The sequence below is a fragment of the Stenotrophomonas sp. YJH_SMC_110 genome (genome assembly GCF_059369255.1).
In genome coordinates, this window is the sequence record NZ_JCAFSM010000002.1 from 142321 (window position 1) to 167118 (window position 24798).

General features: G+C 66.7%; 18 protein-coding genes. 14 read left to right on the plus strand and 4 right to left on the minus strand.

Annotated elements, in window-relative coordinates; genetic code table 11:
- Window positions 1-78 precede the first annotated feature (78 nt).
- The 8 genes from AC5P6H_RS05280 (at window position 79) to AC5P6H_RS05315 (ending at window position 14550) form a co-directional block, all read left to right on the plus strand.
- The gene (locus tag AC5P6H_RS05280; protein WP_069116152.1) at window positions 79-2394 is read left to right on the plus strand and encodes a phage tail tape measure protein; all 2316 of its coding nucleotides are present in this window, start codon (window positions 79-81) and stop codon (window positions 2392-2394) included.
- Window positions 2391-2744, plus strand: coding sequence for a hypothetical protein (locus AC5P6H_RS05285; RefSeq protein ID WP_014647906.1), 354 nt, complete (start codon window positions 2391-2393; stop codon window positions 2742-2744). The genes AC5P6H_RS05280 and AC5P6H_RS05285 overlap by 4 nt, the downstream gene beginning before the upstream one ends.
- Window positions 2741-3202 carry a DUF1833 family protein gene (locus AC5P6H_RS05290; RefSeq protein WP_014647905.1) on the plus strand — a complete coding sequence of 154 codons (462 nt, stop codon included), beginning with the start codon at window positions 2741-2743 and terminating at the stop codon, window positions 3200-3202. The genes AC5P6H_RS05285 and AC5P6H_RS05290 overlap by 4 nt, the downstream gene beginning before the upstream one ends.
- Window positions 3202-3597, plus strand: coding sequence for a hypothetical protein (locus AC5P6H_RS05295; protein ID WP_014647904.1), 396 nt, complete (start codon window positions 3202-3204; stop codon window positions 3595-3597). The genes AC5P6H_RS05290 and AC5P6H_RS05295 overlap by 1 nt, the downstream gene beginning before the upstream one ends.
- Window positions 3588-11876 carry a host specificity factor TipJ family phage tail protein gene (locus AC5P6H_RS05300; RefSeq protein ID WP_495202370.1) on the plus strand — a complete coding sequence of 2763 codons (8289 nt, stop codon included), beginning with the start codon at window positions 3588-3590 and terminating at the stop codon, window positions 11874-11876. Before AC5P6H_RS05295 ends, AC5P6H_RS05300 begins: the two co-directional genes overlap by 10 nt.
- Window positions 11877-11963: 87 nt before the next feature.
- Window positions 11964-12179 (plus strand): hypothetical protein, encoded by a 216-nt coding sequence (locus tag AC5P6H_RS05305; RefSeq protein ID WP_041863666.1) that lies wholly within the window; start codon window positions 11964-11966, stop codon window positions 12177-12179.
- Window positions 12180-12367: 188 nt separating this feature from the next.
- Entirely contained in the window at window positions 12368-13729 is a 1362-nt protein-coding gene (rimO, locus tag AC5P6H_RS05310) for a 30S ribosomal protein S12 methylthiotransferase RimO (protein WP_049442367.1), read from the plus strand.
- Window positions 13726-14550, plus strand: coding sequence for a DUF3025 domain-containing protein (locus tag AC5P6H_RS05315; RefSeq protein WP_495202371.1), 825 nt, complete (start codon window positions 13726-13728; stop codon window positions 14548-14550). Before rimO ends, AC5P6H_RS05315 begins: the two co-directional genes overlap by 4 nt.
- 87 nt (window positions 14551-14637) lie before the next feature.
- Here the strand turns inward: AC5P6H_RS05315 and greB are convergent, their stop codons facing one another.
- Together greB and AC5P6H_RS05325 are read right to left on the minus strand one after the other, a co-directional pair.
- Window positions 14638-15144 carry a transcription elongation factor GreB gene (greB, locus tag AC5P6H_RS05320; protein ID WP_014647900.1) on the minus strand — a complete coding sequence of 169 codons (507 nt, stop codon included), beginning with the start codon at window positions 15142-15144 and terminating at the stop codon, window positions 14638-14640.
- A gap of 125 nt (window positions 15145-15269) precedes the next feature.
- Entirely contained in the window at window positions 15270-16775 is a 1506-nt protein-coding gene (locus AC5P6H_RS05325; RefSeq protein WP_197621655.1) for a helicase HerA-like domain-containing protein, read from the minus strand.
- Window positions 16776-16897: 122 nt separating this feature from the next.
- Between AC5P6H_RS05325 and AC5P6H_RS05330 the strand changes: the two genes are divergently transcribed.
- Both AC5P6H_RS05330 and AC5P6H_RS05335 read left to right on the plus strand, forming a co-directional pair.
- Complete coding sequence (locus AC5P6H_RS05330) at window positions 16898-18508, plus strand: transglycosylase SLT domain-containing protein (RefSeq protein ID WP_014647898.1); 1611 nt, start codon at window positions 16898-16900, stop codon at window positions 18506-18508.
- 23 nt (window positions 18509-18531) lie between these two features.
- Window positions 18532-18879 (plus strand): ribonuclease E inhibitor RraB, encoded by a 348-nt coding sequence (locus AC5P6H_RS05335; RefSeq protein WP_046431838.1) that lies wholly within the window; start codon window positions 18532-18534, stop codon window positions 18877-18879.
- Window positions 18880-18990: 111 nt separating this feature from the next.
- On the opposite strand, the gene asd is transcribed toward AC5P6H_RS05335, so the two are convergent.
- Window positions 18991-19833: an archaetidylserine decarboxylase gene (gene asd / locus AC5P6H_RS05340; protein WP_075076287.1), complete on the minus strand. Its 843-nt coding sequence runs from the start codon at window positions 19831-19833 to the stop codon at window positions 18991-18993.
- A complete protein-coding gene (locus tag AC5P6H_RS05345; protein WP_014647895.1) occupies window positions 19830-20480 on the minus strand; it encodes an SCO family protein in 651 nt (216 codons plus the stop codon). The genes asd and AC5P6H_RS05345 overlap by 4 nt, the downstream gene beginning before the upstream one ends.
- Before the next feature lie 123 nt (window positions 20481-20603).
- On the opposite strand from AC5P6H_RS05345, the gene prmB reads away from it, so the two are divergent.
- The 4 genes from prmB to AC5P6H_RS05365 all read left to right on the plus strand — a co-directional run bounded on the left by prmB (window position 20604) and on the right by AC5P6H_RS05365 (window position 24782).
- Window positions 20604-21533 carry a 50S ribosomal protein L3 N(5)-glutamine methyltransferase gene (gene prmB / locus AC5P6H_RS05350; RefSeq protein WP_014647894.1) on the plus strand — a complete coding sequence of 310 codons (930 nt, stop codon included), beginning with the start codon at window positions 20604-20606 and terminating at the stop codon, window positions 21531-21533.
- Window positions 21530-22633, plus strand: a complete 1104-nt coding sequence (gene aroC, locus AC5P6H_RS05355) for a chorismate synthase (RefSeq protein WP_014647893.1) — start codon at window positions 21530-21532, stop codon at window positions 22631-22633. Before prmB ends, aroC begins: the two co-directional genes overlap by 4 nt.
- Window positions 22626-23663 (plus strand): 2-hydroxyacid dehydrogenase, encoded by a 1038-nt coding sequence (locus AC5P6H_RS05360; RefSeq protein WP_495202372.1) that lies wholly within the window; start codon window positions 22626-22628, stop codon window positions 23661-23663. Before aroC ends, AC5P6H_RS05360 begins: the two co-directional genes overlap by 8 nt.
- A 90-nt stretch (window positions 23664-23753) precedes the next feature.
- Window positions 23754-24782 (plus strand): aspartate-semialdehyde dehydrogenase, encoded by a 1029-nt coding sequence (locus tag AC5P6H_RS05365; RefSeq protein WP_014647891.1) that lies wholly within the window; start codon window positions 23754-23756, stop codon window positions 24780-24782.
- Window positions 24783-24798 lie beyond the last annotated feature (16 nt).

Here is a 24798-nt window from a genome sequence, read left to right on the forward strand (position 1 = left end):
GCATTGCTTCTCCGATGCGTGGCATGCAATCGAACCTGGGGCCCTGCGGGGCCCCTCATCATTCTTGGAGGAACGCGTATGGCGTCCACTAACCAGAATCTAGACGTAGTACTGCGGGTCAACACGACGGGCTTCCGTACCGCAATGGCGGAGGCCAGCCGCCTGGCAACGCAGAATCTCAAGACACTGCGCGCGGAGGCCGAGCGGACGGCCGCCGCGCTGGCGCGCGTGCATGCGGCACCGGAGGGCGCAACGGGCAAGGCCGCGACAAAGGCAAAGGCCAACGTCGGCGGCGATGTGCTCGGCAGTGGCTTGAAGGAGCTTGGTAGCGGCCTGCTGACGGCCGCCGGTGGCCCATGGGGCATCGCCATCGCGTCGGTGCAGAAGCTGGGCGAAGCGTACCTGGACATGGTCAAGGCGTCCGAACGTGCGCGCAGCGAGTACAAGGAGCAGATGCAGTCGCTGCAGCAGATGTCGTTCTCGATGGACCAGGCCGGCCTGGGCATGGGCGCGGGCACGCTGCCCCTGGAGCAGGCGGTCGCCACGCTGCATGAGCAGGCCAGGGCGCTGCGAGAGCTGGAGGCACGCGAGAAGGCGCTGCAGGGCTCGGTCGTCCATTGGGAAGGCCGAGTGAGTCATGGCCAGCGATCGGGACGGGAAGGGGCGGGCCTGAGTGCAGCCTCGGACTACGCCGAGCTGGAGAAGGCCAGGGCGAACCTGGAAGCGTTCCAGGCGGAGGTCGCGCCGGTCCAGGAGAAGTTCCGGGGCCTGAAAGAAACGATCAGGGGCGCCCTCGACGAGAAGCTGTTCAATGCGATTGCCGCGGCCATCCAGAACGTGGACAACCAGACGCTTGACCAGCTCATCGCGTCTCTGGGTGCGACGCAATGGAACGCATTGAAGGCGACCGATGCCTTCAACGGCATGCTGGGCGCCATGCGCGGAGAGGCGTGGCGGGACGAGGTCGAGTGGATCCGGCTGACCCGTGGCGAGTACGCGGCCTGGATGGCTGAACGCGGCGCGGAGATCAACGCAAGGGGCGGCCCGGACAAGATGGACCCGGCCCAGCGCGCAGAGTTCAACAGGGATGCCGCGCGCAAGAAGGCCGACATCGAACGCAAGGCCCAGTTCCGCGAACAGCAGCAGGCCGCCCAGCAGTCGGTCAGGGGCGTGCACGAGCAGGCTGATGCGTACGCCGGGCTGATGGATCGCATCGAGAAGCAGATCGCCCAGGACCGGGTGCGGCAGAAGCTGAAGGAGGGGATGACAGAGGCGGAAAAGCTGCAGGTCACCCTCCTTGACGAGATGGAGCATGCCGAGAAGAAGCTCAGCGAGCAGAAGCAACTGCGGGTGAAGGCCTCGCTGGACGCCGCGGTGGCCCTGGCCAAGGAAGCGGCAGCCGCTGAAGCGTCGAAGAAGGCCCAGCAGGATCTGCTGAAGCTGCAGCGGGAGCTCCAGCAGGCGGCGCATGCACAGCAGCGCGGCAACGACCAGGCGCTGTTCGGCATCGGCCATGGCGCAGCGAGCGTGGATCGCATGCAACGCCGTTCCGCTCTGGATGAGGATCGGGACAATCGAAAGCGCGCGCTGGACGACGAGTCGCGTGGTGAGGACGGCAAGGTCATCGAGTCGGAGCGCTACAGAGCCCGGCTGGCCGAGCTCGATGCATTCCATGAACAGTCACTGCAACGCGAGGCAGAGTTCCAGGAGAACAAGAAGGCATACCAGTCCGATTGGAAGAACGGCGCAATGCGGGCGTTCGAGGACTATGCCGATGCCGCGGCCAATGCCGCCGAGTTGAGCCACGGCGTCTTCAGTAATGCATTGGGCGGGTTGGAAGACAGTCTGGTCAAGTTTGCCCAGACCGGAAAGCTGTCCTTCTCCGACCTCGCCGACTCGATCATCGCCGATCTGGCGCGCGTGGCAGCCAAACAGATGGTCAGTGGGCTGATCAGTTCGATCGGGCAGATGTTCGGACCGAAGATCACCGGTTTTTCCATCGGCGGCTATACAGGCCCAGGGGGCAAGTACGAGCCGGCCGGCATCGTCCACAAGGGCGAGGGCGTGCTCAGCCAGGAAGACATGGCTGCGCTCGGCGGCCCATCGGCATTCTTCGCCCTGCGCACTTCGCTGCGAACCGGCAATGGCCTGTCCGGTGGTGATAGCGGGGGTTATGTGCAGGTACCGATCGCCCGTGCCGGCGAGGGTGGGATGAATGTGGAAATCAACAACTACGGCGAAAGCCGGGTCAACACCCGGGAAGAGCGGCAGCGCATGCCCGATGGCAGCGAAGTACGGCGGCTGGTGATCGACATCGTGGGCGACAGCCTCAACGGTGGTGAGCTGGGCGCCATTGGACGGGCCCGATACGGATGGACGGAGGCAGTGGGATGAGCAGTTGGCCAGAATATGCAGAAATCCGCTTTGCGGATTACGGCGAGGAGATCGTCGCTTCGGAAGAGCGGACCGAGATGGAGCGCGGCCCCAGCAAGATGCGCGCGCTCAACAGCCGGGTGATGAAGAACGTGTACGCCTCGGTGCAGTTCCGCACCGCGGCTGACGCCGAGGCATTCGAAGCGTGGTACCTGCACGATGTCGGTCGCGTCGGCTGGTTCACGATGGAGCACCCGCGGACCGGGCAGCCGATCAGCGCCCGCTTCCCGCAGGGCATCGGCCGCCTGGTGCCACTGAACACCCGGTTCCGCTTCTCCAAGCGCGATCTTGTACTGGAGTACATGCGATGAGTTCCTTCCATGAGCGCCGCCAGCGCCTGGCCGACACCCAGGGACCGCTGATGCTGTTGGAAGTGTCGGCGCCGTCGATGCCGGAGGTGTTGCGGATCGTCAACGACAACGTCAACTGGACCAGCAACGGCAAGGAGTTCATTGCCGCACCGTTCGGCTTCCAGCTTCCCGACGATGTCAGTGGACAGGCACCGCGCGCGCAGCTGGTGATCGACAACATCGGCCGCGCACTCACCGAGGACCTGGAAGGGCTTGCCCCCGGAGAGATGGTGACCGCACGGTTGATGCTGACCGATCGCGCCGATCCGGATGCCATCGAGGCCGAGTACGACCTGCCGATGACCCAGGTGTCGGTCAACACGCGCACGGTCAGTGCCCAGTGTGGTGTCGACTTCCTGATGCGCCAGCAGGCCGTGCTGCTGCATGCCAATCCGTTCACGCTGCCGGGAATCTTCTGATGCGCCTGGTCGACGTCGAGCGATGGGTGGGCATCCCCTATGACGAAGCAGCGTGCGACTGCGCCGACCTGGTGATGCAGGTGCAGCGGGCGCTGTTCGCCCGTGAAGTGGCACTGCCCGGACGCCGGCCGCGCGGGCGGCGCGGCTCGGCCGAGCTGGGCGCATTGTCGCGCGCGCAGGCGGTACCTCGCGAGGGCCCTCCACAGGACGGCGACCTGGTACTGATGATCGAACGCGGACAACACAACCCCGGCCACGCCGGGGTTTTCTTTTTCCTGGCTCATGAGGGCTGGGTCTTGCACAGCAACGAAACGAACGGCTGCAGCGTGCTGCACCGCGTTCGTGACCTGCCCGGATTTGGGCTGAGGATCGAGGGATACTACGCATGGAACTGACACCACAACCGGCGGTCGACGGCCGCCTCATCATCACCCCGCACCCGGTGCTGCTGGATGGCCAGCGCAACGTGCCGGTCGAACTGCGCCCGGGTGAAAGCCTGTACGCATTCCTCATGCGCCATGTAGACGGGCTCGATGGCCGCGCATGGCAGGTCTGCGTTGACGGGCTGGAGGTGCCGCGCGAGCAGTGGATGCACACGCGACCGCGCCATGGCCAGTTGATCGAAGTGCGCAGCGTGGTGGGCAAGGCGGTGATTCCGCTGGTGGCGATGATCGCGCTGACCTATTTCACCTTCGGCATCGGCACGCTGGTGGCCGGTTCCGCCTGGGGCGCAGGCGCCGTTGCGGGGCTCAGCGCCACCTACGGCACCGCGCTGGCGTCGGCGGTCTATGTTGCCGGCAGCGTGCTGATCAACAAGGTGCTGGGCCCGAAGCCTCCCCGTGCAGGTGGCGGTGGCGGTGGCGCCGACACGGCGTATTCCCTGGCAGCGCCGCGCAACCGTGTGCGTGCCTATGAACCGCTGGGCCTGCTGTTCGGTTCCACGCGCCTCGCTCCGGACCTGATCAGCCGCCCCTATACCTGGTTCGAGGGCGATGAGCAGTATGTCGGCCTGACCCTCAGCCCGGGCATCAACGTTGGCCGGGTGGAGGCCCTGCAGAACGGTGATTCGGCGCTGTCCAGCTACGAAGGCGTGCGCACCTGGTTCCGCGGCTTCCCGCAGATGCCCGACGAAGCGATTCCGCTGTACAGCAACGCGGATGTGATTGAAGGCGCGCAGCTGCTCGATACCGGCAGCGATGCCAAGCACGTGGCCAGCCCGTGGGTGGAGCGCACCAGCTCCGCTGACTCTCTGCGCCTGCAGGTGAACATCGAGTTCCGGCTGTGGGATACCACGTCCAAGGGCAAGGACAAGGACAACCGCGAGCAGATCCAGATCCAGTACCGGCCGGTCGGCTCCGATGCCTGGCAGTCGTTCGGCAATTACAGCGTCGTGGGACGCACGCAGAAGGCGCGCCGCGTCAGCTACGGCCGCGACGTGGAGCTGGGCCAGTACGACGTGCGCGTACGCGTGGCCGGGCAGAACACCGATGGCAGTGGCGCGCAGGCGAATTTCACCTGGACCACGCTGGTCAGCGTGCAGCGCGACGACGCCAGCCATGCCGGAATTCCTGCCATCGGCCTGCAGATGAAGGCGTCCGGCCAGCTCAATGGCACCCCGGATGAGATCCGCTGCGTGGCCCACGCGCGACCGATTCCGGTGTGGAAGGGTGAAGCGGCCGGCTGGGTGACCGAGGAAACCAGCAACCCGGGCGCACAGATCCTGGCCTACGCGCGTGGCATCCATGATGAGAACGGCAAGCGCATCGCCGGCCTGGGCATGGCCGACCGGCGCATCGATATCGAAAGCCTGAAAGCCTTCATGCTGCACTGCGCGGACAACGCGCTGGGCTACGACTACTGGCTGACCGAGGTGCGCAGCCACCAGGCAGTGCTCGACGCCATCGCGCTGGCCGGCTTCGGCCAGGTGACCTGGGCCAAGGGCCGGCTGGGCGTGGCCTGGGCGGCCGATGAGCAGCCCCTGTCCGGCGTGGTCAACATGGCCACGATCAAGAAGGGCCAGTTCCAGGTCGATTACACCCTGGCCAACGCTGCCGACGGCATCGAGTACAGCTACCTGGACCGCCGCACCTGGAAGGCGGCGACGCTGCGCGTGCCGGCGCCGGGCGTGGAGGTGATGCTCAATCCGGCCAAGATCACCGGTGAGGGCGTCAGCTCCGAAGCCCATGCCGCGATGCTGGCGCGTTGGCATCTGGCGCAGAGCGTCTATCAATACAAGTCGATCAGCTACAGCACCGACATCGAGCACCTGGCCTACTCGCGGTTGTCGGTGCTGGCGTTGCAGCACGACCTTACCCAGTGGGGCTTCGGTGGCCGCCTGATCGATGCCGCCGTCGACGCTGCAGGCGTTGCCACGCTGCAACTGGACGAGACGGTCCCGGCACCTTCGCTGGGCAGTGCGTTCATCGGCCTGCGTATTCCAGGCGAGCGTGTCTACCGCGTACTGCGCGTGGTTCCGGGCGCTGAGCCAAGTGACAGGCTGGTGCTGGCCGATCCGTGGCCGGCAGATGCACCGCTGCCGGGCCACAACGACGGCAATCCTGCACACGACACGATCTGGATCTACGACTTCAAGCAGACGCCGGGTACCCGCGTGCGCGTGACCGGCATCCGCCCGGAAGGTGACCTGAAGGGCGCCGCGGTGGAGGTGGTGCAGGAGGGGCCCGAGTTCTGGCACTACGTGCGGACCGGGCAGTATGTGCCGCCGTCGAATGAATCCTCGCTGCAGACCCGGCCGGTGGCCAGCAATCTGAAGGTGGTCGAGCGCCAGGTCAGCCGGGGTGGCAGCGTGCATACCGAACTGCAGGCCAGCTTCGATATCAGTGGACCCACCGGCGAAACGCGGGTCCTGTCCGATCCAGACGGCAATGCCGCGCTGGAGGAAGTGGCACGCACCACCACGCGATCAGCGAGCTGGGCGATTCCCGGAGCGGGTACCTATCCGGTGGTCGTTCGTCCGTACAGCCCCGATGGCCGTGCCGGCGTTGCCGTGTCCACCCAGTACACCACGCTGGGTGCCGATGCGCCGCCGGTCCTGGTCGATCTGTTCGACATCGAAGAGCTCAGCGGTGGCGTGCGCCGGTATGTGTGGGGCTTCTCCGGCGACACCGTGCAGTCGGCTGATTTCGCCGGCGTGGAAATCCGCTATACAGCCGGCAGTATCGACAACCCGCTGTGGGAGCACATGACCCCGCTGGGCGATGCCGGTGGCTTCTTCACCTCCGCAGTCGAAGCCGTATTGCCAGAGGCGGGCAGCTGGACGTTTGCGTGCCGCAGTCGCAACACCGCTGGCGTGCTGTCCGTCGGTGCCCGCTACCTGCGACGCTCGCTGGGGCGCAATACCGGGCAGACGCTGGAGGGAATCGGCGGTGTGGTCGAATCGGTCAAGCAGGACCTGGGCAAGGAAATCAACGCCCGCATCGACAGCGACCTGGCCGCCGCCACCCGTGCAGCCGAGGCGCTGCGTAGCGAATCGCTGCGCCTGCAGGACCAGATCACCGCCAGCGCCCAACGACTTGCCGGCCAGGCCGAACGGCTGGACCAGCAGGCGCAGGCGCTCAAGGCGAACACCGATGGCCTGGCGCGCGAAGTGCTGGACCGTGCTGCCGGCGATCTGAATACCCGCACCGAGCTGACCACGGCGGTGACCCGCGAAACCAGCGAGCGGCGGTCGGATGTGGAGAACCTGACCCGCATGGTGAGCCAGCTGTCGGCAGGCAGTGGCGTGCAGTTCGACAGCAAGCGCATCTGGTACTTCGACAGCAGCGTGGAAGGTTGGGGCGCGAATGGCGGCAGTCCGACGCTGGTGGAGGGCTGGCTGCGCCCGGCCAACCATGCCAGCGACGCCTTCGTGACGAGCCCGCGCGGCCAGGATGTCCAGGGCGCGGCGCACCGCTTCGTCAAGCTGCGCATCCGCAAGGTGGGCAGTCCTGCCTGGGACGGGCGCCTGCTGTGGAATGGTCCCGGCCAGTCGTGGGACAACGCACGCATGGTGCAGTTCGCGGAGCCAAGCTATGACAGCAACGGCATCGCGACGCTGGACGTGGACAACATTCCATGGAACGGGACCATCGTCGACCAGATCCGCCTGGATCTGTCCAAGGCGCAGACCGATGCCGACTACTTCCTGCTGGACTGGGTGGCGATCGGTCGCCCGACGCCGGGTGCGTCGGTGGCCATGCTGCAGGACGAAGCCACTGCACGCGTCGCAGCAGACAGCAGCGAAGCGGGCCGGCGCGAGTCGCTGGCCGTGCAGTTGCGCGGCAGCTACGAGGGCGGTGACCTGGCAGGGGTCAGCCAGGGCCTGATCGCGGCCGAGAAGACCGCACGGCTGAGTGGCGACCAGGTCAACGCGCAGTCGATCCAGGCACTCCAGGCACGGATGCCGGCAGGCACCGGCGCGCTGGCCACCAGTGCCAGTGTCAGCAGCCTGCAGCAGGCGATGGTGACCGCTGACACCGCGCTGGGGCGGCGCGTGGACAGCCTCGATGCCACGATGGGGGACAAGATCGGATCCAGCGCCTTCAATGCGTTGAAGACCGAAGTCGGGCAGCTCGATGGCCGGGTTACCAGCAGCAGCCAGGACCTGGTGCAGCTGAAGAGTCGCATGGAAGCGGTGATGGGCGCGGGCAGCAACCTCGCGCTCAATGGCGACTTCAACCTGGGCGCTGGCACCGGCTGGACGTTCTTCAACACCACCGCAGCATCGGTGGTGCGCGAGGGCCGCGGCAACAGCCTGTGCTGGAAGGCGGAGCCCTATGCGGGCGGAAGCAATACGGTGGTCAGCGCCGCGGTCAATGAGGGGCGCGTCATCACCCTGACCGCCGGCCGTCGCTATCGGGTGTCGTGCTGGACGCGGACCAGCGAGGACTTCGACGGCACCGCCGACAATACCAAGCTGCGCGTCGCCGACCACAACGGCAACCTGATGGGCGGCGCCACGCAGTCGTTCCCGAAATCGGCGGACTGGGTCAAGACCGAGACCTTCGTGACGTTGCCGCCTACCGGCACGGTGCAGGGCATCAAGGTCACGATCAATCGCAATGGCACGGCCGGCACGTTGTGGCTGGACGATCTGTGGGTGGAGGATGTGACCGATGTCGACGCGAACGCTGCGGCGGTCAGTGGCCTGTCGACCAGGGTGGAACAGATCGATGGCAAGCTGAGCAGTGCCGCCGAGGACGTCACCCGGCTGGCCTCGGGCATCGGCAACATGGTGGCCTACAACATCATCGCCAACGCACATATCCTCGCCTGGCCCACCGGTGGCCCCCGTGCATCGGGTGTGTACCGTGCCAATGGCAGCATCGTGCCAGGCATGGGCGCCAACCGGGGGCTGCGGGTGGGCATCATCAATGCGGACAACAGCATCACCGATACGGCGGTGTTCGATACCCATGGCAATCTGCAGACCGAGTCGGCCCGCTTCAACACCTGGTACGACCAGACGCTGAAGGACAACCAGTACTTCATTGCCTATACGTCCGATGCAGTGGGGGCGATCAGTAGTGCCAGCAACAGCGACACCAGTGGCCTGCGCACCCGCCTGCTGGACGCGGGCCTGTCACAGGAAAACCTGGCGGCCCTGTCGGGGTCGCGGATGCTGGTGATGATCGGGCGGCGCAGGAGTGGTGCCGGCGGTGGCAGGCAGATCCTGTCGCCCTTGCCGGAGACCGGCCGTACTGGCATGTGGGTGGAAATGACCGTCACCGTGCTCAATGGCGTGCCGACCGGATCGCAGGATTCGTCGATGCTCGATCGTACGGCGCGGAGCAATGCGGACGCATTGACCGGGCTGCGCACCGACGTCAGCAAGCTCGGTACCGACCTGGTGTCCGCCGCCGACAGCCTGACCAGCCTGGCCGCGCGGGTCGACACCTCGGTGACCAGCAGCGACAACGTGCTGCGCAACAGTAACTTTGCTGGCAGTGCCGCCTGGTGGACGCTGACCCGTACCGTGTCGGCCAACACCGTGGAGTGGGTGAAGGCATCGGGCCAGAGTGGTGATGCGTTGCTGATGACGCATGGGCCGCAGGCCGGGCAGAATCCGGCCATCACGGCCAATGACGCGCGGTGGCTGCCGGTGGTTGCGGGGCGGTCGCGCCGGTACCGACTGGTGATGGTGGCTCGCGCCTTTGATGAAGCCACGGCGACCCTGGTCTGCCGGTTGCGCGTGCGAACCACGGGTACAGGCGAAAGCCATGCCGACGTGACGCTGAACCTGTCCGATGCGTCCTGGAAAACCTACACGGCCGAATGGTCTGCCGCGCAGGATCGCAACGAGATCATGCCACAGGTGCATCTGACCAACGCCGGCGGCAAGGTGCTGTTCGACCGGATCGAGTTCTACGACATCACCGATGCGCAGGACATCGCCGGCAACGCGACGGCCATCGCCAACCTGCGCAGCGACGTGGTGCAGCTGGGCGATCGTGTCACCAGCAGTGCGTCCAGTGTGCTCAAGCTGCAGTCGGACGTGCAGTCGGTCCTCAATGGCAGCGACAGCCTGTTCCCGCTGGGTGCGTTCGAAACGTTCCAGGATGGCCAACTGCTGGGCAGTGCGGCGGGCACGATCTACACCGTCCGCGCCGATGCTCGCCGGACCGGTGAGCGCGGTCTGGATGTGAACGTTGCGGCCAACACCAGCCCGAACACCAATGCGGACCTGTACTTCGGGCAGTGGACCCCCATCACCGGCAATCGCCGCATCTATGTGGAGTACTACGCCCGCCTGCATCCGGACAGTATCCAGCCGACCGGTGGTTCCATCCGGGTGGGCTGGCAGACCACCAACGAAGCCAACGCGGAGAATTCGTGGCCCTTGCAGGCTTACGCACTGGCCTCGCTGCGCAAGGATGGCTGGACCAAGGTCAGCGGCTACCTGAACACCGCCGCGTCTGCGGCGAAGTGGCGGATGCTGGTCAGCATTCCGGGAGGAAGTGGTGCGCGCGAAGTGGGCGTGCGCGTGCAGGTGGACGACATCCGCATGATCGATGTCACCGACGCCTACGCCGCGCAGCAGAGCGCCGCTGCCACGGCCACCGCGGTGACCGCGCTGACCACCAAAGTCGATCAGCAGGGCACGAAGGTCGACGCGCAGGCGCAGCAGCTCACCGACCTGTCCAGCGGGCTGAAGGGCGTGCTCAACACCGGAAGCGGCCTGCTGCCCAATCCCGACTTCGCCGAAGGGCTGGGGGGGTGGACGGCATCGGCGGCGGCCAATGGGGCGGTGTGGAGTACGGTCAACGGCGACGGACGCCCAGGTGTGCTGCTCAACCGCTACACGAACGTGAATCCGACCCTGCAGGCCAACGGTGGCAAATGGGTGCCGATCAACGGCGCGCGCCGCCTGCGGGTGATCGTCCGCGCCTGCGGTGCTGGCGGCGCCAACAATCTGCTGGTGCGGATATATCGCAAGAATGCGGCAGGCCAGCAGTCCTACCAGGATCTGCGTGCCGTGTTCGCGGTGGAGGCGTTCGAGACCAGATCGTTCGACTTCGATGCCTTCAACAGCGGCATCGATGCCTGGCGCTTGAACCTCTATGTTCATCCCGACAACGGTCAGGTGCGGGTGGACAGCGTCCAGGTCTATGACATCACCGACCAGGTGGCCAACGATGCCAATGCCTCGGCCATCACGGGGCTGAGCACCTCGGTAAGCCAGCAGGGCACCAAGCTGGACACCACCGCGCGTGACCTGACCCAGCTCAAGACCCAGGTGGGCGATGTATCGGCCAGCGGCTTCTCGCAGCTGAACAGCCAGGTCAGCCAGCAGGGTACGCAACTGACCGCGCTGTCCGGGCGGATCGATGGCGTGCAGGCCTCACTGGGTGGCAAGGCGGATGCAGCCGTGGTCACCAGCATGCAGGCACAGGTCAAGAATCTGGGCGCCGGTGGCAACCTGCTGATGAACACCACGTTCCCCTTCTGGCAGCGCTCGGGGTGGGGCTGGGGCAGTAATCCGAACGGGCGGTGGACCGAACTGGGCAACCCCACCGGCGATGACAACTGGCATCCGCAGGGGATCTTCGGGCTGGGCGCGGTGACGCCCGGCGTCGTCGCAGCAGGCGAAATGGCATGGTGGGGAACCGAGTACGACATCGCCATCGAAGGCGGCAAGACCTATTGCGCGTCCGCCTGGATCAATACCCATCGCGTGGAAGCCAAGCTGGAGATGACGTTCTTCGATGCGGCCGGCAATCACCTGGGGCTGGTGCACAGCCCGGGCGTGAGGAGCGATACCGGAACCCCGATCACGCTCGACCGCTTGACGCGCACGTTCCTGATCACCAAGGCGCCCGCCACGGCGACCTTCGCTCGCTTTCGCGTGATCGTGATCGGCACCGGTGGAAACACGCCCTATTTCTGGATGTTCCGCCCGATGCTCAGCCAGGTGGACGCGGCAGCAACCGCCCCGCCCACCTGGTCGGCCGGAGGCACCGAGTCTTCCGCGCAGTGGTCGGTCAACGTCCGTGCAGATGGCCGGGTAGGGGGCGTGCAACTGGCGTCCAGCGGCCAGGTCTCGCGTTTCGATGTGGTGGCCGACGCGTTCAGTGTCAGTGCCCCCGGTGGCGGGCGTCGTACCGAGTACAGCGATGGCAACTGGCGGGTCTATGACGAAGCCGGACGCCTGCGCGTGCGCATGGGCGTGTGGTGACCCGTGCACCTGCCCGTCGCGGTGGGTGCCCTGCATGAAAACCGTTCCGGCCGCCGGTGGATGCGGCCCTTTTTTTGGAGATCGAACATGAAGTTCAACGCACGTCTTGTCCTGCTGACCCGCGCAGTGGAGCAGTCGGGGGTGGTCAATCTGCATTTCCGGCCGGAGGGCGAGAACCTTCTTCCGCAGATGGTGATCCCGGTATCGCCGCTGGATGCGTATGCCTTGAAGTTCGGGGCACTGTACCGGTTCGAGGCGATCGAGGTGGAAGAAGCGCTGCCCATTGAAGCAGCCGCTGGCTGAGACCGGGCGGTTGCAGTGGTGCTGGATATGACCGGGTACTGACCCTTCACGGGCCAGGCGCCGCAGGCGGCAGCGGCGATTCAGGGCGCTGGCCCGAAGCCCGGTATACTGGCGCCCTTTCAGGCCCCGGCCCCCAGGAACCCCTGCCATGCCGGCAGGGGCCCAGGCCCCCAGAGTCCCGCGATTCCATGTCCCAGCTGAACCCCAAAGTCGGCTTCGTCAGCCTTGGCTGCCCGAAGGCCCTCGTCGATTCCGAGCGCATCCTCACCCAGCTCCGCTCGGAAGGCTACGACATCGTCCCGTCCTACGATTCGGCCGACGTGGTGGTGGTCAACACCTGTGGCTTCATCGATTCGGCGGTGACCGAGTCGCTGGATGCCATTGGCGAGGCGATGAACCAGAACGGCAAGGTCATCGTCACCGGCTGCCTGGGCAAGCGCCCTGAGCAGATCCGCGAGGCGTACCCCAACGTGCTGGCGGTGTCCGGCCCGCAGGATTACCAGAGCGTGATGGAAGCGGTGCATGAAGCACTGCCGCCCAAGCACGATCCGTTCGTGGATCTGGTGCCCGACTACGGCATCAAGCTGACCCCGCGCCATTACGCCTACCTGAAGATTTCCGAAGGCTGCAACCACAAGTGCAGCTTCTGCATCATTCCGTCGATGCGCGGCAAGCTGGTCTCGCGCCCGGTGGATGAGGTGCTGCGCGAAGCCGAGCGCCTGGTGCGTGGTGGCGTGCGTGAGCTGCTGGTGGTTTCGCAGGACACCTCTGCCTACGGCGTGGACGTGAAGTACGCCGAGAAGATGTGGCGCGACAAGGCCTACCAGACCCGCCTGAAGGCGCTGTGCGAAGGCCTGTCCGAGCTGGATGCGTGGGTGCGCATGCACTACGTCTACCCGTATCCGCACGTGGACGAAGTGGTGCCGCTGATGGCCGAGAACCGCATCCTGCCGTACCTGGACATCCCGTTCCAGCATGCGAGTCCGCGCATCCTGCGCCTGATGAAGCGCCCCGGTGCGGTCGAGAAGACCCTGGAGCGCGTGCAGAACTGGCGCCGTATCGCGCCGGACATCACCGTGCGTTCGACCTTCATCGTCGGCTTCCCGGGCGAGACCGAGTCCGAGTTCGAAGAACTGCTGTCGTTCCTCGACGAAGCGCAGCTGGATCGCGTGGGCGCGTTCGCCTATTCGCCGGTCGAGGGGGCCACCGCCAACGATCTGCCCGATGCTGTGCCGGAGGAAGTGAAGCAGGAGCGTCTGGCCCGCTTCATGGAGAAGCAGGCGCAGATCTCCGCCGCACGCCTGGAGGCCAAGATCGGCACCGTGCAGCAGTGCCTGGTCGACGCCATCGAAGGCGATATCGCCGTGGCCCGTTCCAGGGCCGATGCGCCGGAGATCGACGGACTGGTGCACATCCAGAACGCCGACCAGGTGCCGCTGCGCGTGGGCGACTTCGTCGACGTGGAAATCACCGAGAGCGACGAGCACGACCTGTACGGTGACGCGCTGCCCGCCGCTCCCCGCCCGGCATTCGACCTCAAGATGCTGTGACCGCAGCGACGACCGCCGCCAATGACGGGGGCGGCGTCCGGCGCTTCGTACCGCCGCCACGTGCGGCGATCGATCCGCAGGTGTTCGCGCAGCCGCTGTTTGCCGGGCTGCAGGATTTCCGTGATCTGCTGGATGGCCCCCATTGGCCGTCCATCGCGGCGCTTGACGCACGCCTGTCCCTGCCGGGTTGGCAGCTGGTCGAACAGGATGCCGCGTTGCTGGCCGATGGCCTGCACTACGAGGCCCGCATCGCGCAGGGGCGCATCGCCACCCGTGCCGACAACTGGCACGACCTGTTCAACGCGCTGGTGTGGGCCTCCCACCCGCAGCTCAAGCGGGCACTCAACGTGCAGCAGTGCCGGCATATCGAAGCCATGCCACCCGGCCAGCGCAACCGCGCGCAGGCCGCCTTGACCCAGTTCGACGAAACCGGCGTGATCGTGCGTGTGGGGGATGTCACGTTGCTGCGCGCGTGGGATGGGCATGACTGGCCTGCGTTGTTCGAGCCAACGCGCTGGCAGAGCGGTGACATCGCCATTGCCACGGTATTCGGGCACGCGTTGATGGAACAGGCACTGCTGCCGGGGCGATTGCTGGTGGGCAAGTGCGTGGTGGTGCAGGGTGATGCCGATGCTGCCTGCGTTGACGCGGTGACTGCGGCCATTGCCGAAGGCAGGGCAGTGACCGATCCGCTACAGCTGCGGCCCCTGCCGTTGGCCGGTATTCCTGGCTGGCACGGCGTGCAGGATTCCGCCTTCTATCGCAATGCCGGGTATTTCCGCCCGTTGCGCGCAGGGCGCACATATCCGCCGCCGTTGTAGAGCCGAGTCCATGCTCGGCTGCGTTTGCCCATCAGCCGAGCATGGGCTCGGCTCTACAACGGCAGCGAGGTCGGGCATGACTCGACTCTACAACGGCGCGTACTCCACCCCGATCACCGCAAAGGTGAATTGCCCGCCGGGCAGCTCCACCGAGAATTCATCATCCAGTCGCTTCTTCAGCAGCGCCCGCGCCAACGGCGAATCGATGCTGATCCAGCCCAGCCCGGCATCGGTCTCATCCGGCCCGACAATGCGATAGCGGCTGGTCTCGCCACTGTCCACATTCTCCAGTTCCACCCATGCGCCGAAGAACACCGCCAGCGGGTCGGTCGGCGTGGTGTCGACCACGCGCAGTGATTCCAGCCGCTTGGTCAGGTAGCGCACGCGACGGTCGATCTCGCCCAGCTGCTTCTTGCGATAGGTGTATTCGGCGTTCTCGGAGCGGTCACCTTCCGCGGCGGCCGCGGCCAGTGCCTTCACCACCTCCGGGCGGCGCACGCGCCACAGCTCATCCAGTTCGGCCTTCAGCCGGGCATGCCCGGAGGCGGTGATCAGTGCCGTGCTTTTTTCTGCGGGGGGGCGCCAACGCGACATGCAATACGACTTCTTTTCTGGATGACGAACGGGGAGTGGGGTCGGAGCCCTCCCTGGCGGGGGGATCCGACCCTGGGGTCAGATCCCTTTCCAGCGGAAAGGGCTCTGACCCCGGCCGTGGCAGATCAACGCTTTCCGCCGAAGATGCCACCCAGGATGCCGCGCACGATCTGGTTGCCCAGCTTGGTGCCGACGGTGCGCGTGGTCTGCTTGGCCATCGTCTCGATCATGCCCTGGCGGCGCTTGGTGCCGAAGATCGCATCCTTGATCGCCTGGCCGAAACCGCCTTCCTGCGCTTCGTCCTGCTCGCGGCTGCGCGCGGCCGGCGCCTGCGCCTGTTCGACAGTCTTCTGTGCACGCTGGGCCAGCAGTTCGGCGGCCGATTCGCGGTTGATCGCGGTGTCGTAGCGACTGCCGACCGGGCTGCCGGCACGCACCTGGGCGCGTTCGGCTTCGGTGATCGGCCCCATCCGGCAGCGTGGCGGCGCGATCATGGTCTGCTGCACCGGCATCGGGATGCCCTTGTCCTGCAGCGTGGAGACCAGGGCCTCACCAGTGCCGAGCTGGCTCAGTACCTTGGCCACGTCCAGCTTCGGGTTCGGCACGAAGGTTTCGGCCGCGGTCTTCACCGCCTTCTGGTCGCGCGGGGTGAACGCGCGCAGTGCGTGCTGCACGCGGTTGCCGAGCTGGCCGAGGATGTTGCCTGGCACGTCGTCGGGGAACTGCGAGCAGAAATACACGCCCACGCCCTTGGAGCGGATCAGGCGCACCACCTGCTCGATGCGCTGCACCAGCGATGGCGGCGCATCGTCGAACAGCAGGTGCGCCTCGTCGAAGATGAAGACCAGCTTCGGCTTGTCCAGGTCGCCCACTTCCGGCAGCTGCTCGAACAGCTCCGACAGCAGCCACAGCAGGAAGGTGGAGTACAGCTTGGGCTTGAGTACCAGCTGGTCGGCGGCGAGGATGCCGATCATGCCGCGGCCGTCGTGGTTGACCCGCATGATGTCGGCCAGCTCCAGCGCAGGTTCGCCGAAGAAGTGCTCGCCACCGTCCTGCGCCAGGCGCAGCACCGAACGCTGGATCGCGGCGATCGACTGCGCGCTGACCAGGCCGTACTCGGTGGAGATGTCCTTGCGCTCCTCGGCGACGAGGCCGAGCAGGGCGCGCAGGTCGTCCATGTCCAGCAGCAGCAGGCCGCGGTCGTCGGCCAGCTTGAACACGATGTCGAGCACGCCGGACTGGGTGTCGTTCAACTCGAGGATGCGCGCCAGCAGGGTCGGGCCCATTTCGCTGACCGTGGTGCGCACCGGATGGCCGAGCTTGCCGTACAGGTCCCAGAAGATGGCGGGGCTGGCGGCCGGCGCATAGTCGGCCACGCCGATCTCGGCGGCACGCTGCAGCAGGTTCTCGGCACCGCTGCCGGGCACGGCCAGGCCGGAGACATCGCCCTTCACATCGGCCAGGAACACCGGCACGCCCAGTCGCGAAAACCCCTCGGCCAGCGTCATCAGGGTCACGGTCTTGCCGGTGCCGGTGGCGCCGGCCACCAGGCCGTGGCGGTTGCCGAGTTTCGGCAGCAGGGTGACGGCAATATCGTCGGTAATGCCTTTGCCGAGCAGAATCGGATCCATGGTCCAGCCCTTGTGATGAATAGCCCAATGTTAACCGCCGGCAGTGACGGTCCGAAGGTCGGCTTGCCCGGACCTTGGCGGCGCCGCTACTCTGCCTGCCTGTTTCGCACACAGTGCCATCAATGCCCGTTCCTGTCCTGATTTCCCGCGGTTGGCCGCTGCTGGCCCTGGCCGGCCTGGTTTCCCTGGCGCCCGACGCCCATGCGCAGCGGGTTTCGGCCCGGGACAAGGTGAAGGTGGATGCGCTGCAGCAGCGCATGACCGTCGCCGAAAAGCGCTACAGCGACGCCCTGCTGCTGGTCGCCAATGCCGACCCCAAGGGCAGCAACGAGGCCGACGCCGCGCTGGAGGACATGGAAGATGTCCTCAACGACTGCGTGAAGCAGAAGGGCTGCCAGATGGGCACCCTGCTGGCCAGCTACAAGCGCCTGCTCAAGCACGACGCCGATGCCGCTGCCAGCGATGACGTGGCCGACGAGGGGGGGGACCGCCTGGAAGCCGACCCGGATCACATCGGCCCGCTGACCGCGGATGTGCCCGAGGCCGCGCGCGCTGCCGCGCTGCTGAACGACAAGCGGCACGCCTTCGACAGCATGGTCGAGTACAACCCGGCGGTGCAGGCCGGCATCCGTCGCTGGCTGACCGACATGCGTCCTGCGCTGCTGACCAGCTACGAGAACTACCAGAACCTGCGCGCGGTGATGTGGCCGGAGTGGGAGAAGCGTGGCCTGCCTGAGGCGCTGCTGTTCGGCATCATGGCCAAGGAATCCAACGGCCGCGTGCACGCCTCCTCGCGTGCCGGCGCCGCCGGCCTGATGCAGTTCATGCCGGCCACTGGCCGTCGCTTCGGCCTCGGCCCGGATGGCACCGGCTTCGACACGCGCTTCGATGCGCGCAGCGCCGCCGAGGCCAGCGCCAGCTACCTCAACGAACGCCTGCGCGAACTGAACAACAACGTGGAAATGTCGGTGGCCGCCTACAACGGTGGCGAAGGCCGTGCCGCACGCGTGTTCAAGCAGAGCGCCGGCCAGAGCTTCTGGACCGACAGTGTCTACAACCAGTTCCCGGGCGAGACCAAGGACTATGTGCCGATGGTGATTGCCGCGGCCTGGATCTTCCTGCACCCGCAGCAGTATGGCGTGGAGTTCCCGAAGATCAGCGCGCAGCCGGCCACGCTGCGCCTGGCCAAGTCCACCACCATCTATGAACTGACCATCTGCCTGGGCAGCCACGGCACCCGTGATGGCTACATGCGCGCGCTGCGCAACCTCAACCCGCGCTATGAAGCCGATGGCTGGATTCCGGCCGGCACCCTGATCAACGCCACCACCCGCATCGCCGGGCTGTACCAGCGCAACTGCGTCAGTGGCCCGCGTGCCGACCTGGCCCGCACCCTGATCACCGCCGATCTGAACGCGGCGATCAAGCGCCCGACCGCGGCCAGCTACACCGGCAGCGTCGCCGTGGGCGGCGTGGTGCCGGTGGCCGACGCTGCGGCCTCCACCAGTGTGCCGACCACGCCGGTGGCGGCGGTGGCGACGCCTCGCCCGGCGCCGGCCGCGCGCCCGAAGCCGGTGCGCAGCCACAAGGTGGGCAAGGGCGAGACCCTGGGCGCCATCGCGGCGAAGTTCCAGTGCGACGTGCCGACCCTGGCCCGCGCCAACGGCCTGAAGGCCCCGGCCTACAGCCTGCGCCACGGCCAGACGCTGAAGCTGCAGGGCTGCGACAAGTAATTCCCTCGACCCCTGGAACCCGCATGGATCTCGAAGACACCCGCAACCTGTTCGCCAACCTCCGCGAAAACACCGACTGGGACATCAACGGCCCGTTGCTGTGGGGGTACTTCTTCGTGCACTCCACTGCTGAGCCGTTGCAGGCACTGGCAGAGCACCTGCAGGCGCAGGGCTACACCTTCGTGGAACTGTTCGAACAAGATCCGGAAGAGGGTGACGCGCCGTTCCACGTGCTGCATGTGGAGCGCGTGGAGATCCACGACGAAGCCTCGCTGGACCGTCGCAACCAGGAATTCGCAGCGCTGGCCGCGGAGAAGGGCGTGGAAGACTACGACGGCATGGACGTCGGCCCGGCCCCGGCCCTTCAGTAACGCGCGTACCGGTAGTGCCGGCCGCTGGCCGGCATCCCGTTGTGGAAAAGGGGACGGAGGGGATTAAGTCGTTTATGCATAAACGACTTAATCCCCTCCGTCCCCTTTTTATCAGCGCAGCTTCGCCAGGGCCTGGCCCAGCTGTACCGGGCTTTCGGCGCCCAGCTGCGGGGCGAATTCGGCCACGCCCGGCGGCAGCAGCACGATCACGGTCGAGCCGTAGTTGAAGCGTGCCATCTCGGCGAAACGCTCCAGCCTGATGCCCTGGCCGCGGTAGTCCTTGCGGGTGATGCGGTCGCCGTAGTGCGGAATCTCCTCGCCGCTCCACACGGTTTCCACGCCGGACACCAGCAGTGCACCGACCATCACGCTGACCATCGGGCCGAAGCTGGTGTCGAAGTGGCAGACCAGGCGCTCGTTGCGGGCGAACAGGCGCGGTACGCCGTTCACTGCCGCCGGACCAACGCTGAACAGGCGCCCCGGCACGTGCACGGTCTCACGCAGGGTGCCGGTCCACGGCATGTGCACGCGGTGGTAATCGCGCGGCGACAGGTACACCGTGGCGTAGAGGCCATCGTTGTATGGCTTGGCGTCCTCGTCACTGCCCAGCAGTTCGGCAGCGGTGAATGACTGGCCCTTGGCCTGGAAAATGCGGCCGGCCTCGATCCTGCCGAGCTGGCTGATGCGGCCGTCGGCCGGCATCACCAGGCTGCGCGGATCGGCATCGGCCACGCGTGCGCCCGGCTTCAGCGCACGGGTGAAGAACTGGTTGAAGGTCGAATAGCTGCGCGGGTCCGGGTTGGCCGCTTCGTCCAGGTTGACGTTGAACTTGCGGGTGACCGTGTCGATCAGCCAGCGCGACACGCGCGGATCGTCCGAGTACGCCAGCGAACGCGCCATCGAGGACAGCAGGCGGTGGGGCAGGGCATACGTCAGGGCGGTGGTGAGGCTCATGGGGCGGTTTTCTCGGTCAGCTTCTGCAGGTCGCGGGCGATCGCCGGCGCGTTGAACGGGGGGCGTACCAGGCCGGCGAGGCGGCCCTGCGGGTCGAGCACGGCCAGGCTGGCCGAATGCTCGACGGTGTAATCCTCGGGGTTCTCGTCGAAATGCTTGCCCGGCACCTTCTGGAACACGAAGCCCAACGAGGTGGCGAAGCGCTCCAGCGAGGGAACGTCAGCGGTGGCGGCCAGGGTGTCCTTGTGGAAGCCGTGCACGTACTCGCCCAGCCGGGTGGCGCTGTCGCGGTCGGGGTCGACCGAGATGAACAGCACGCGTGGGCGCAGGCTGTCGGGCAGGGCTTCCCACTGGTTCTGCGCGCCGGCCAGCGCGGCCAGCGTGGTCGGGCAGACGTCCGGGCAGAAGGTGAAGCCCAGGAACACCAGGGTCCAGTGGCCCTTCAGTTCGCCCGGGATCAGGCGGGTGCCGTCGGACTGGGCCAGGTTGAAGTCGGGCAGTTCGCGCGGCTGTGGGTACAGCGTGATCGCTTCGGTGGCCGGGGCATTGGCCGGCGGCTTCGGCGCGAACACCTGCTGGGCGGCCAGCAGGCCGAGACCCGCCGCCAGGGCGATCAGCAGGATGATGCCGGCGTTGCGATTGAACATGGGGGCTCCCGCGCGAAGTGGGCCCCATCATACCGGCTGTGGCCCGAATCGTTTCCGCCGCAACGGATGCCGCCACGGGCGCCAGCCCCTATAATCGGGGGCCACTTTGCCCGCAGTACCGCCATGACCGCTGAAACGGCCGCCGAACTCCACACGATCATCGATCTGATCCGCTACGGCACCAGCCGTTTCAACGAAGCCGGGCTGACCTTCGGGCACAGCTACGACAACGCGCTGGACGAGGCCACCCAGCTGGTGCTGCACAGCCTGCACCTGCCGCACGACCTCGGCCCGGCCTACGGCCAGGCGCGCCTGCTGCAGGCCGAAAAGTTGCGCGTGCTGGAGCTGTTCCAGCGCCGCATCGATGAACGCATCCCGGCCGCCTACCTGACCGGTGAGGCCTGGTTTGCAGGATTGAGCTTCAAGAGCGACAAGCGCGCCCTGGTACCGCGCTCGCCGATCGCCGAACTGATCGAATGCGGCTTCGAGCCGTGGCTGGCCGGCCGCGACGTGTACCGTGCACTGGACCTGTGCACCGGTTCGGGCTGCATCGCCATCGCCATGGGCCACTACTACCCGAACTGGCAGGTGGACGGCGTCGACCTGAGCGACGATGCACTGTCGCTGGCCGAAGAAAACAAGGAGCGCCTGCAGGCGCACAACGTCACCCTGATCAAGTCGGACCTGTTCAACGGCCTGTCCGGCCGCCACTACGACCTGATCGTCACCAATCCGCCATACGTCACCAACGACGAGACCGATGCCCTGCCGCAGGAATACTCCTACGAGCCGGAGATGGGCCTGCGTGCCGGCGACGACGGCCTGGACCTGGTGCTGAAGATCCTGCGCGATGCCCCGCTGCACCTGAGCGAGGACGGCCTGCTGATCTGTGAAGTGGGCGAATCCGAGCAGCATCTGGTCAAGCTGCTGCCGGAAGTCGATTTCGCCTGGATCGAATTCAAGGTCGGCCAGATGGGTATCTTCGCGGTTGAATGCCGCGAGCTGATCGCCCACAGCGCACGCATCACCGAACTGGCGGCGCAGCGCCCGTGAGCTCCAATTCGTTCGGCAAGCTGTTCACCGTCACCACGTTCGGCGAGTCGCACGGGCCGGCCATCGGCTGCGTGATCGATGGCTGCCCGCCGGGGCTGGCGCTGGACGCGGCCGAATTCGCCCACGACCTGCAGCGCCGCGCCACCGGCAAGAGCCGGCATACTTCGGCGCGGCGCGAGGCCGACGAGGTCGAGATCCTGTCCGGCGTGTACGAGGGCCTGACCACCGGCACCCCGATCGCGCTGCTGATCCGCAACACCGACCAGCGCAGCAAGGATTACGCCAACATCGGCCAGCAGTTCCGGCCGGGCCATGCCGACTACAGCTACTGGCACAAGTACGGCATCCGCGACCCGCGCGGTGGCGGCCGTTCCTCGGCACGCGAGACCACCATGCGCGTGGCCGCTGGCGTGGTCGCCAAGAAGTGGCTGGCCGAGCGCTTCGGCGTCACCGTGCGTGGCTACCTGTCGCAGCTGGGCGACATCACCCCGGCCGGTTTCGACTGGTCGGCGGTGGAAGACAACCCGTTCTTCTGGCCGCACGCTGCACAGGTGCCCGAACTGGAGGCGTACATGGACGCGCTGCGCAAGTCCGGAGATTCGGTCGGCGCGCGCGTGGACGTGGTCGCCGACAATGTGCCGCCGGGCTGGGGTGAGCCGATCTACGGCAAACTCGACGGTGAACTGGCTGCCGCGCTGATGAGCATCAACGCGGTGAAGGGCGTGGAGATCGGCGACGGTTTCGCCAGCGCCGCGCAGAAGGGCACCGAACACCGCGACCTGCTGACCCCGCAGGGCTTCGCCAGCAATCACGCGGGTGGCATCCTCGGTGGCATTTCCACCGGCCAGCCGGTGGTCGCCTCGATCGCGTTGAAGCCGACCTCCAGCCTGCGCCTGCCGGGCCCGTCGCTGGATACGTCCGGCAACGTGGTCGAGGTGGTCACCACCGGCCGCCACGACCCCTGCGTCGGCATCCGCGCCACCCCGATCGCCGAGGCGATGGTAGCGATGGTGCTGATGGACCAGGCGCTGCGTCACCGCGCGCAGTGCGGCGATGTGGGCACGATCACCCCGCGCATTCCCGGGCAGATCGATGGCTGACACGCGGCCGACCGTGTGGGTGAGCCAGCCGCTGATCGACGCGGCCATCGCGCCGCTGCGCGATCGCGTGCAGCTGCGCAGCACCGACACCGTCACCGCCTGGGCCCCGGACCAGATCGCCGGACAACTGGCCAGCGCCGACGGCGCGATCATCACGCTCAACGAGCGCATCGGCGCGGCCCAGGTGGCCGGCGCCGCGCAGCTGCAGGTGATCGCCAATGTCGGGGTGGGCTACAACAACCTGGACGTCGACGCGCTCAGCGCGGCCGGCATCCTGGCCAGCAACACACCGGACGTCCTGACCGAAACCACCGCCGATCTCGGTTTCGCCCTGCTGATGGCCACCGCGCGCCGCATCACCGAGTCCGAGCGCTGGCTGCGCGAAGGGCAGTGGCAGCAGTGGTCGTTCCAGACCATGCTCGGTGCCGATATCCATGGCAGCACGCTGGGCATCCTTGGCATGGGCCGCATCGGCCAGGGCATCGCCCGTCGCGGCGCGCACGGTTTCGGCATGAAGGTGCTGTACCACAACCGTTCGCAGCTGCCGGCGGCGACCGAGGCGGAAGTGGGCGCGACCTATGTGGACCTGGATACGCTGCTGGCACAGTCCGACCACCTGCTGCTGGTGCTGCCGTACACGCCGGCCTCGCATCATCTGATCGATGCCGCCGCACTGGCGAAGATGAAGCCGGCGGCGACGCTGGTGAATATCGCCCGTGGTGGCCTGGTCGATGAGATCGCGCTGGCCGATGCGCTGGCCAACGGTCGCCTGGCTGCGGCGGGTCTGGATGTGTACGAAGGCGAGCCAACGGTACGCCCGGAACTGCTGGCGCTGCGCAACGTCGTGCTCACTCCGCATATCGGCAGCGCCTCGCTGGCCACGCGCACGGCGATGGTACAGCTGGCCGTGGATAATCTGCTTGCCGGGCTCGGCCTGGACGGCGGCCCGTCGCGGATGCCGAGCGCGATCAACGCTGACGCGGCGATGGCCGCGCGCGTGACGCTGGGCAAAAAAACCGGGAAACGATAGGGAACCTCCGCGCGCCCCGCTTGAGGAGGTTCCCCGAACCCAGCTGTCGTGCGTGTTTTTCCCCATTCCCGTTTTCGTGAGAGTTCCCCCATGAGCAATGCACAGCGCAGTTTCCACGTCGCCGTCGTCGGTGCCACCGGCGCCGTCGGCGAGACCATGTTGTCGATCCTGGCCGAGCGTGATTTCCCGGTCGGTACCCTGAGCGTCCTGGCCTCCGAGCGTTCGGCCGGTGGCGAGATCGAGTTCAACGGCCAGAAGGTCACGGTCCAGGACCTGGCCACCTTCGATCCGGCCGGCGTCGAGATCGCGCTGTTCTCGGCCGGTGGCAGCGTGTCCAAGGAATACGCACCGAAGTTCGCCGCCGCAGGTGCGGTGGTGATCGACAACTCCTCGGCCTTCCGTTACGACGATGACGTGCCGCTGGTGGTGTCCGAAGTCAACCCGGAACAGGTCGCCAACCGTCCGCGCGGCATCATCGCCAATCCGAACTGCTCGACCATGCAGATGCTGGTGGCGCTGGCGCCGCTGCACCGCAAGTACGGCATCGAGCGCATCAACGTCTCCACCTACCAGTCGGTGTCCGGCGGTGGTCGTTCGGCCACCGAGGAGCTGGGCAAGCAGACCGGCCAGCTGCTGAGCTTCCAGGAGATCGATCCGCAGCGCTTCCCGGTGCAGATCGCCTTCAACCTGATCCCGCACATCGACGACTTCCAGGACAACGGCTTCACCAAGGAAGAAATGAAGCTGATCTGGGAGACCCGCAAGATCCTCGGCGACGACAGCATCCTGGTGAACCCGACTGCAGTGCGCGTGCCGGTGTTCTACGGCCATTCCGAGTCGGTGGCGATCGAAACCCGCGACAAGGTCACCGTGGCCGAAGCACGTGCGCTGCTGGAGCAGTCGCCGGGCATCGAAGTGGTGGACCGTCACGAGGCCGGTGGCTACCCGACCCCGGTCACCCACGCCTCGGGCACCGACGCGGTGTACGTCGGCCGCATCCGTGAGGACCTGTCGCACCCGCGCGGCCTGAACCTGTGGATCGTATCGGACAACGTGCGCAAGGGCGCCGCCCTGAATGCCGTGCAGCTGGCCGAGCTGGTCGCCGCCGAGCAGCGCTGATCACAGCGGTTGCCTC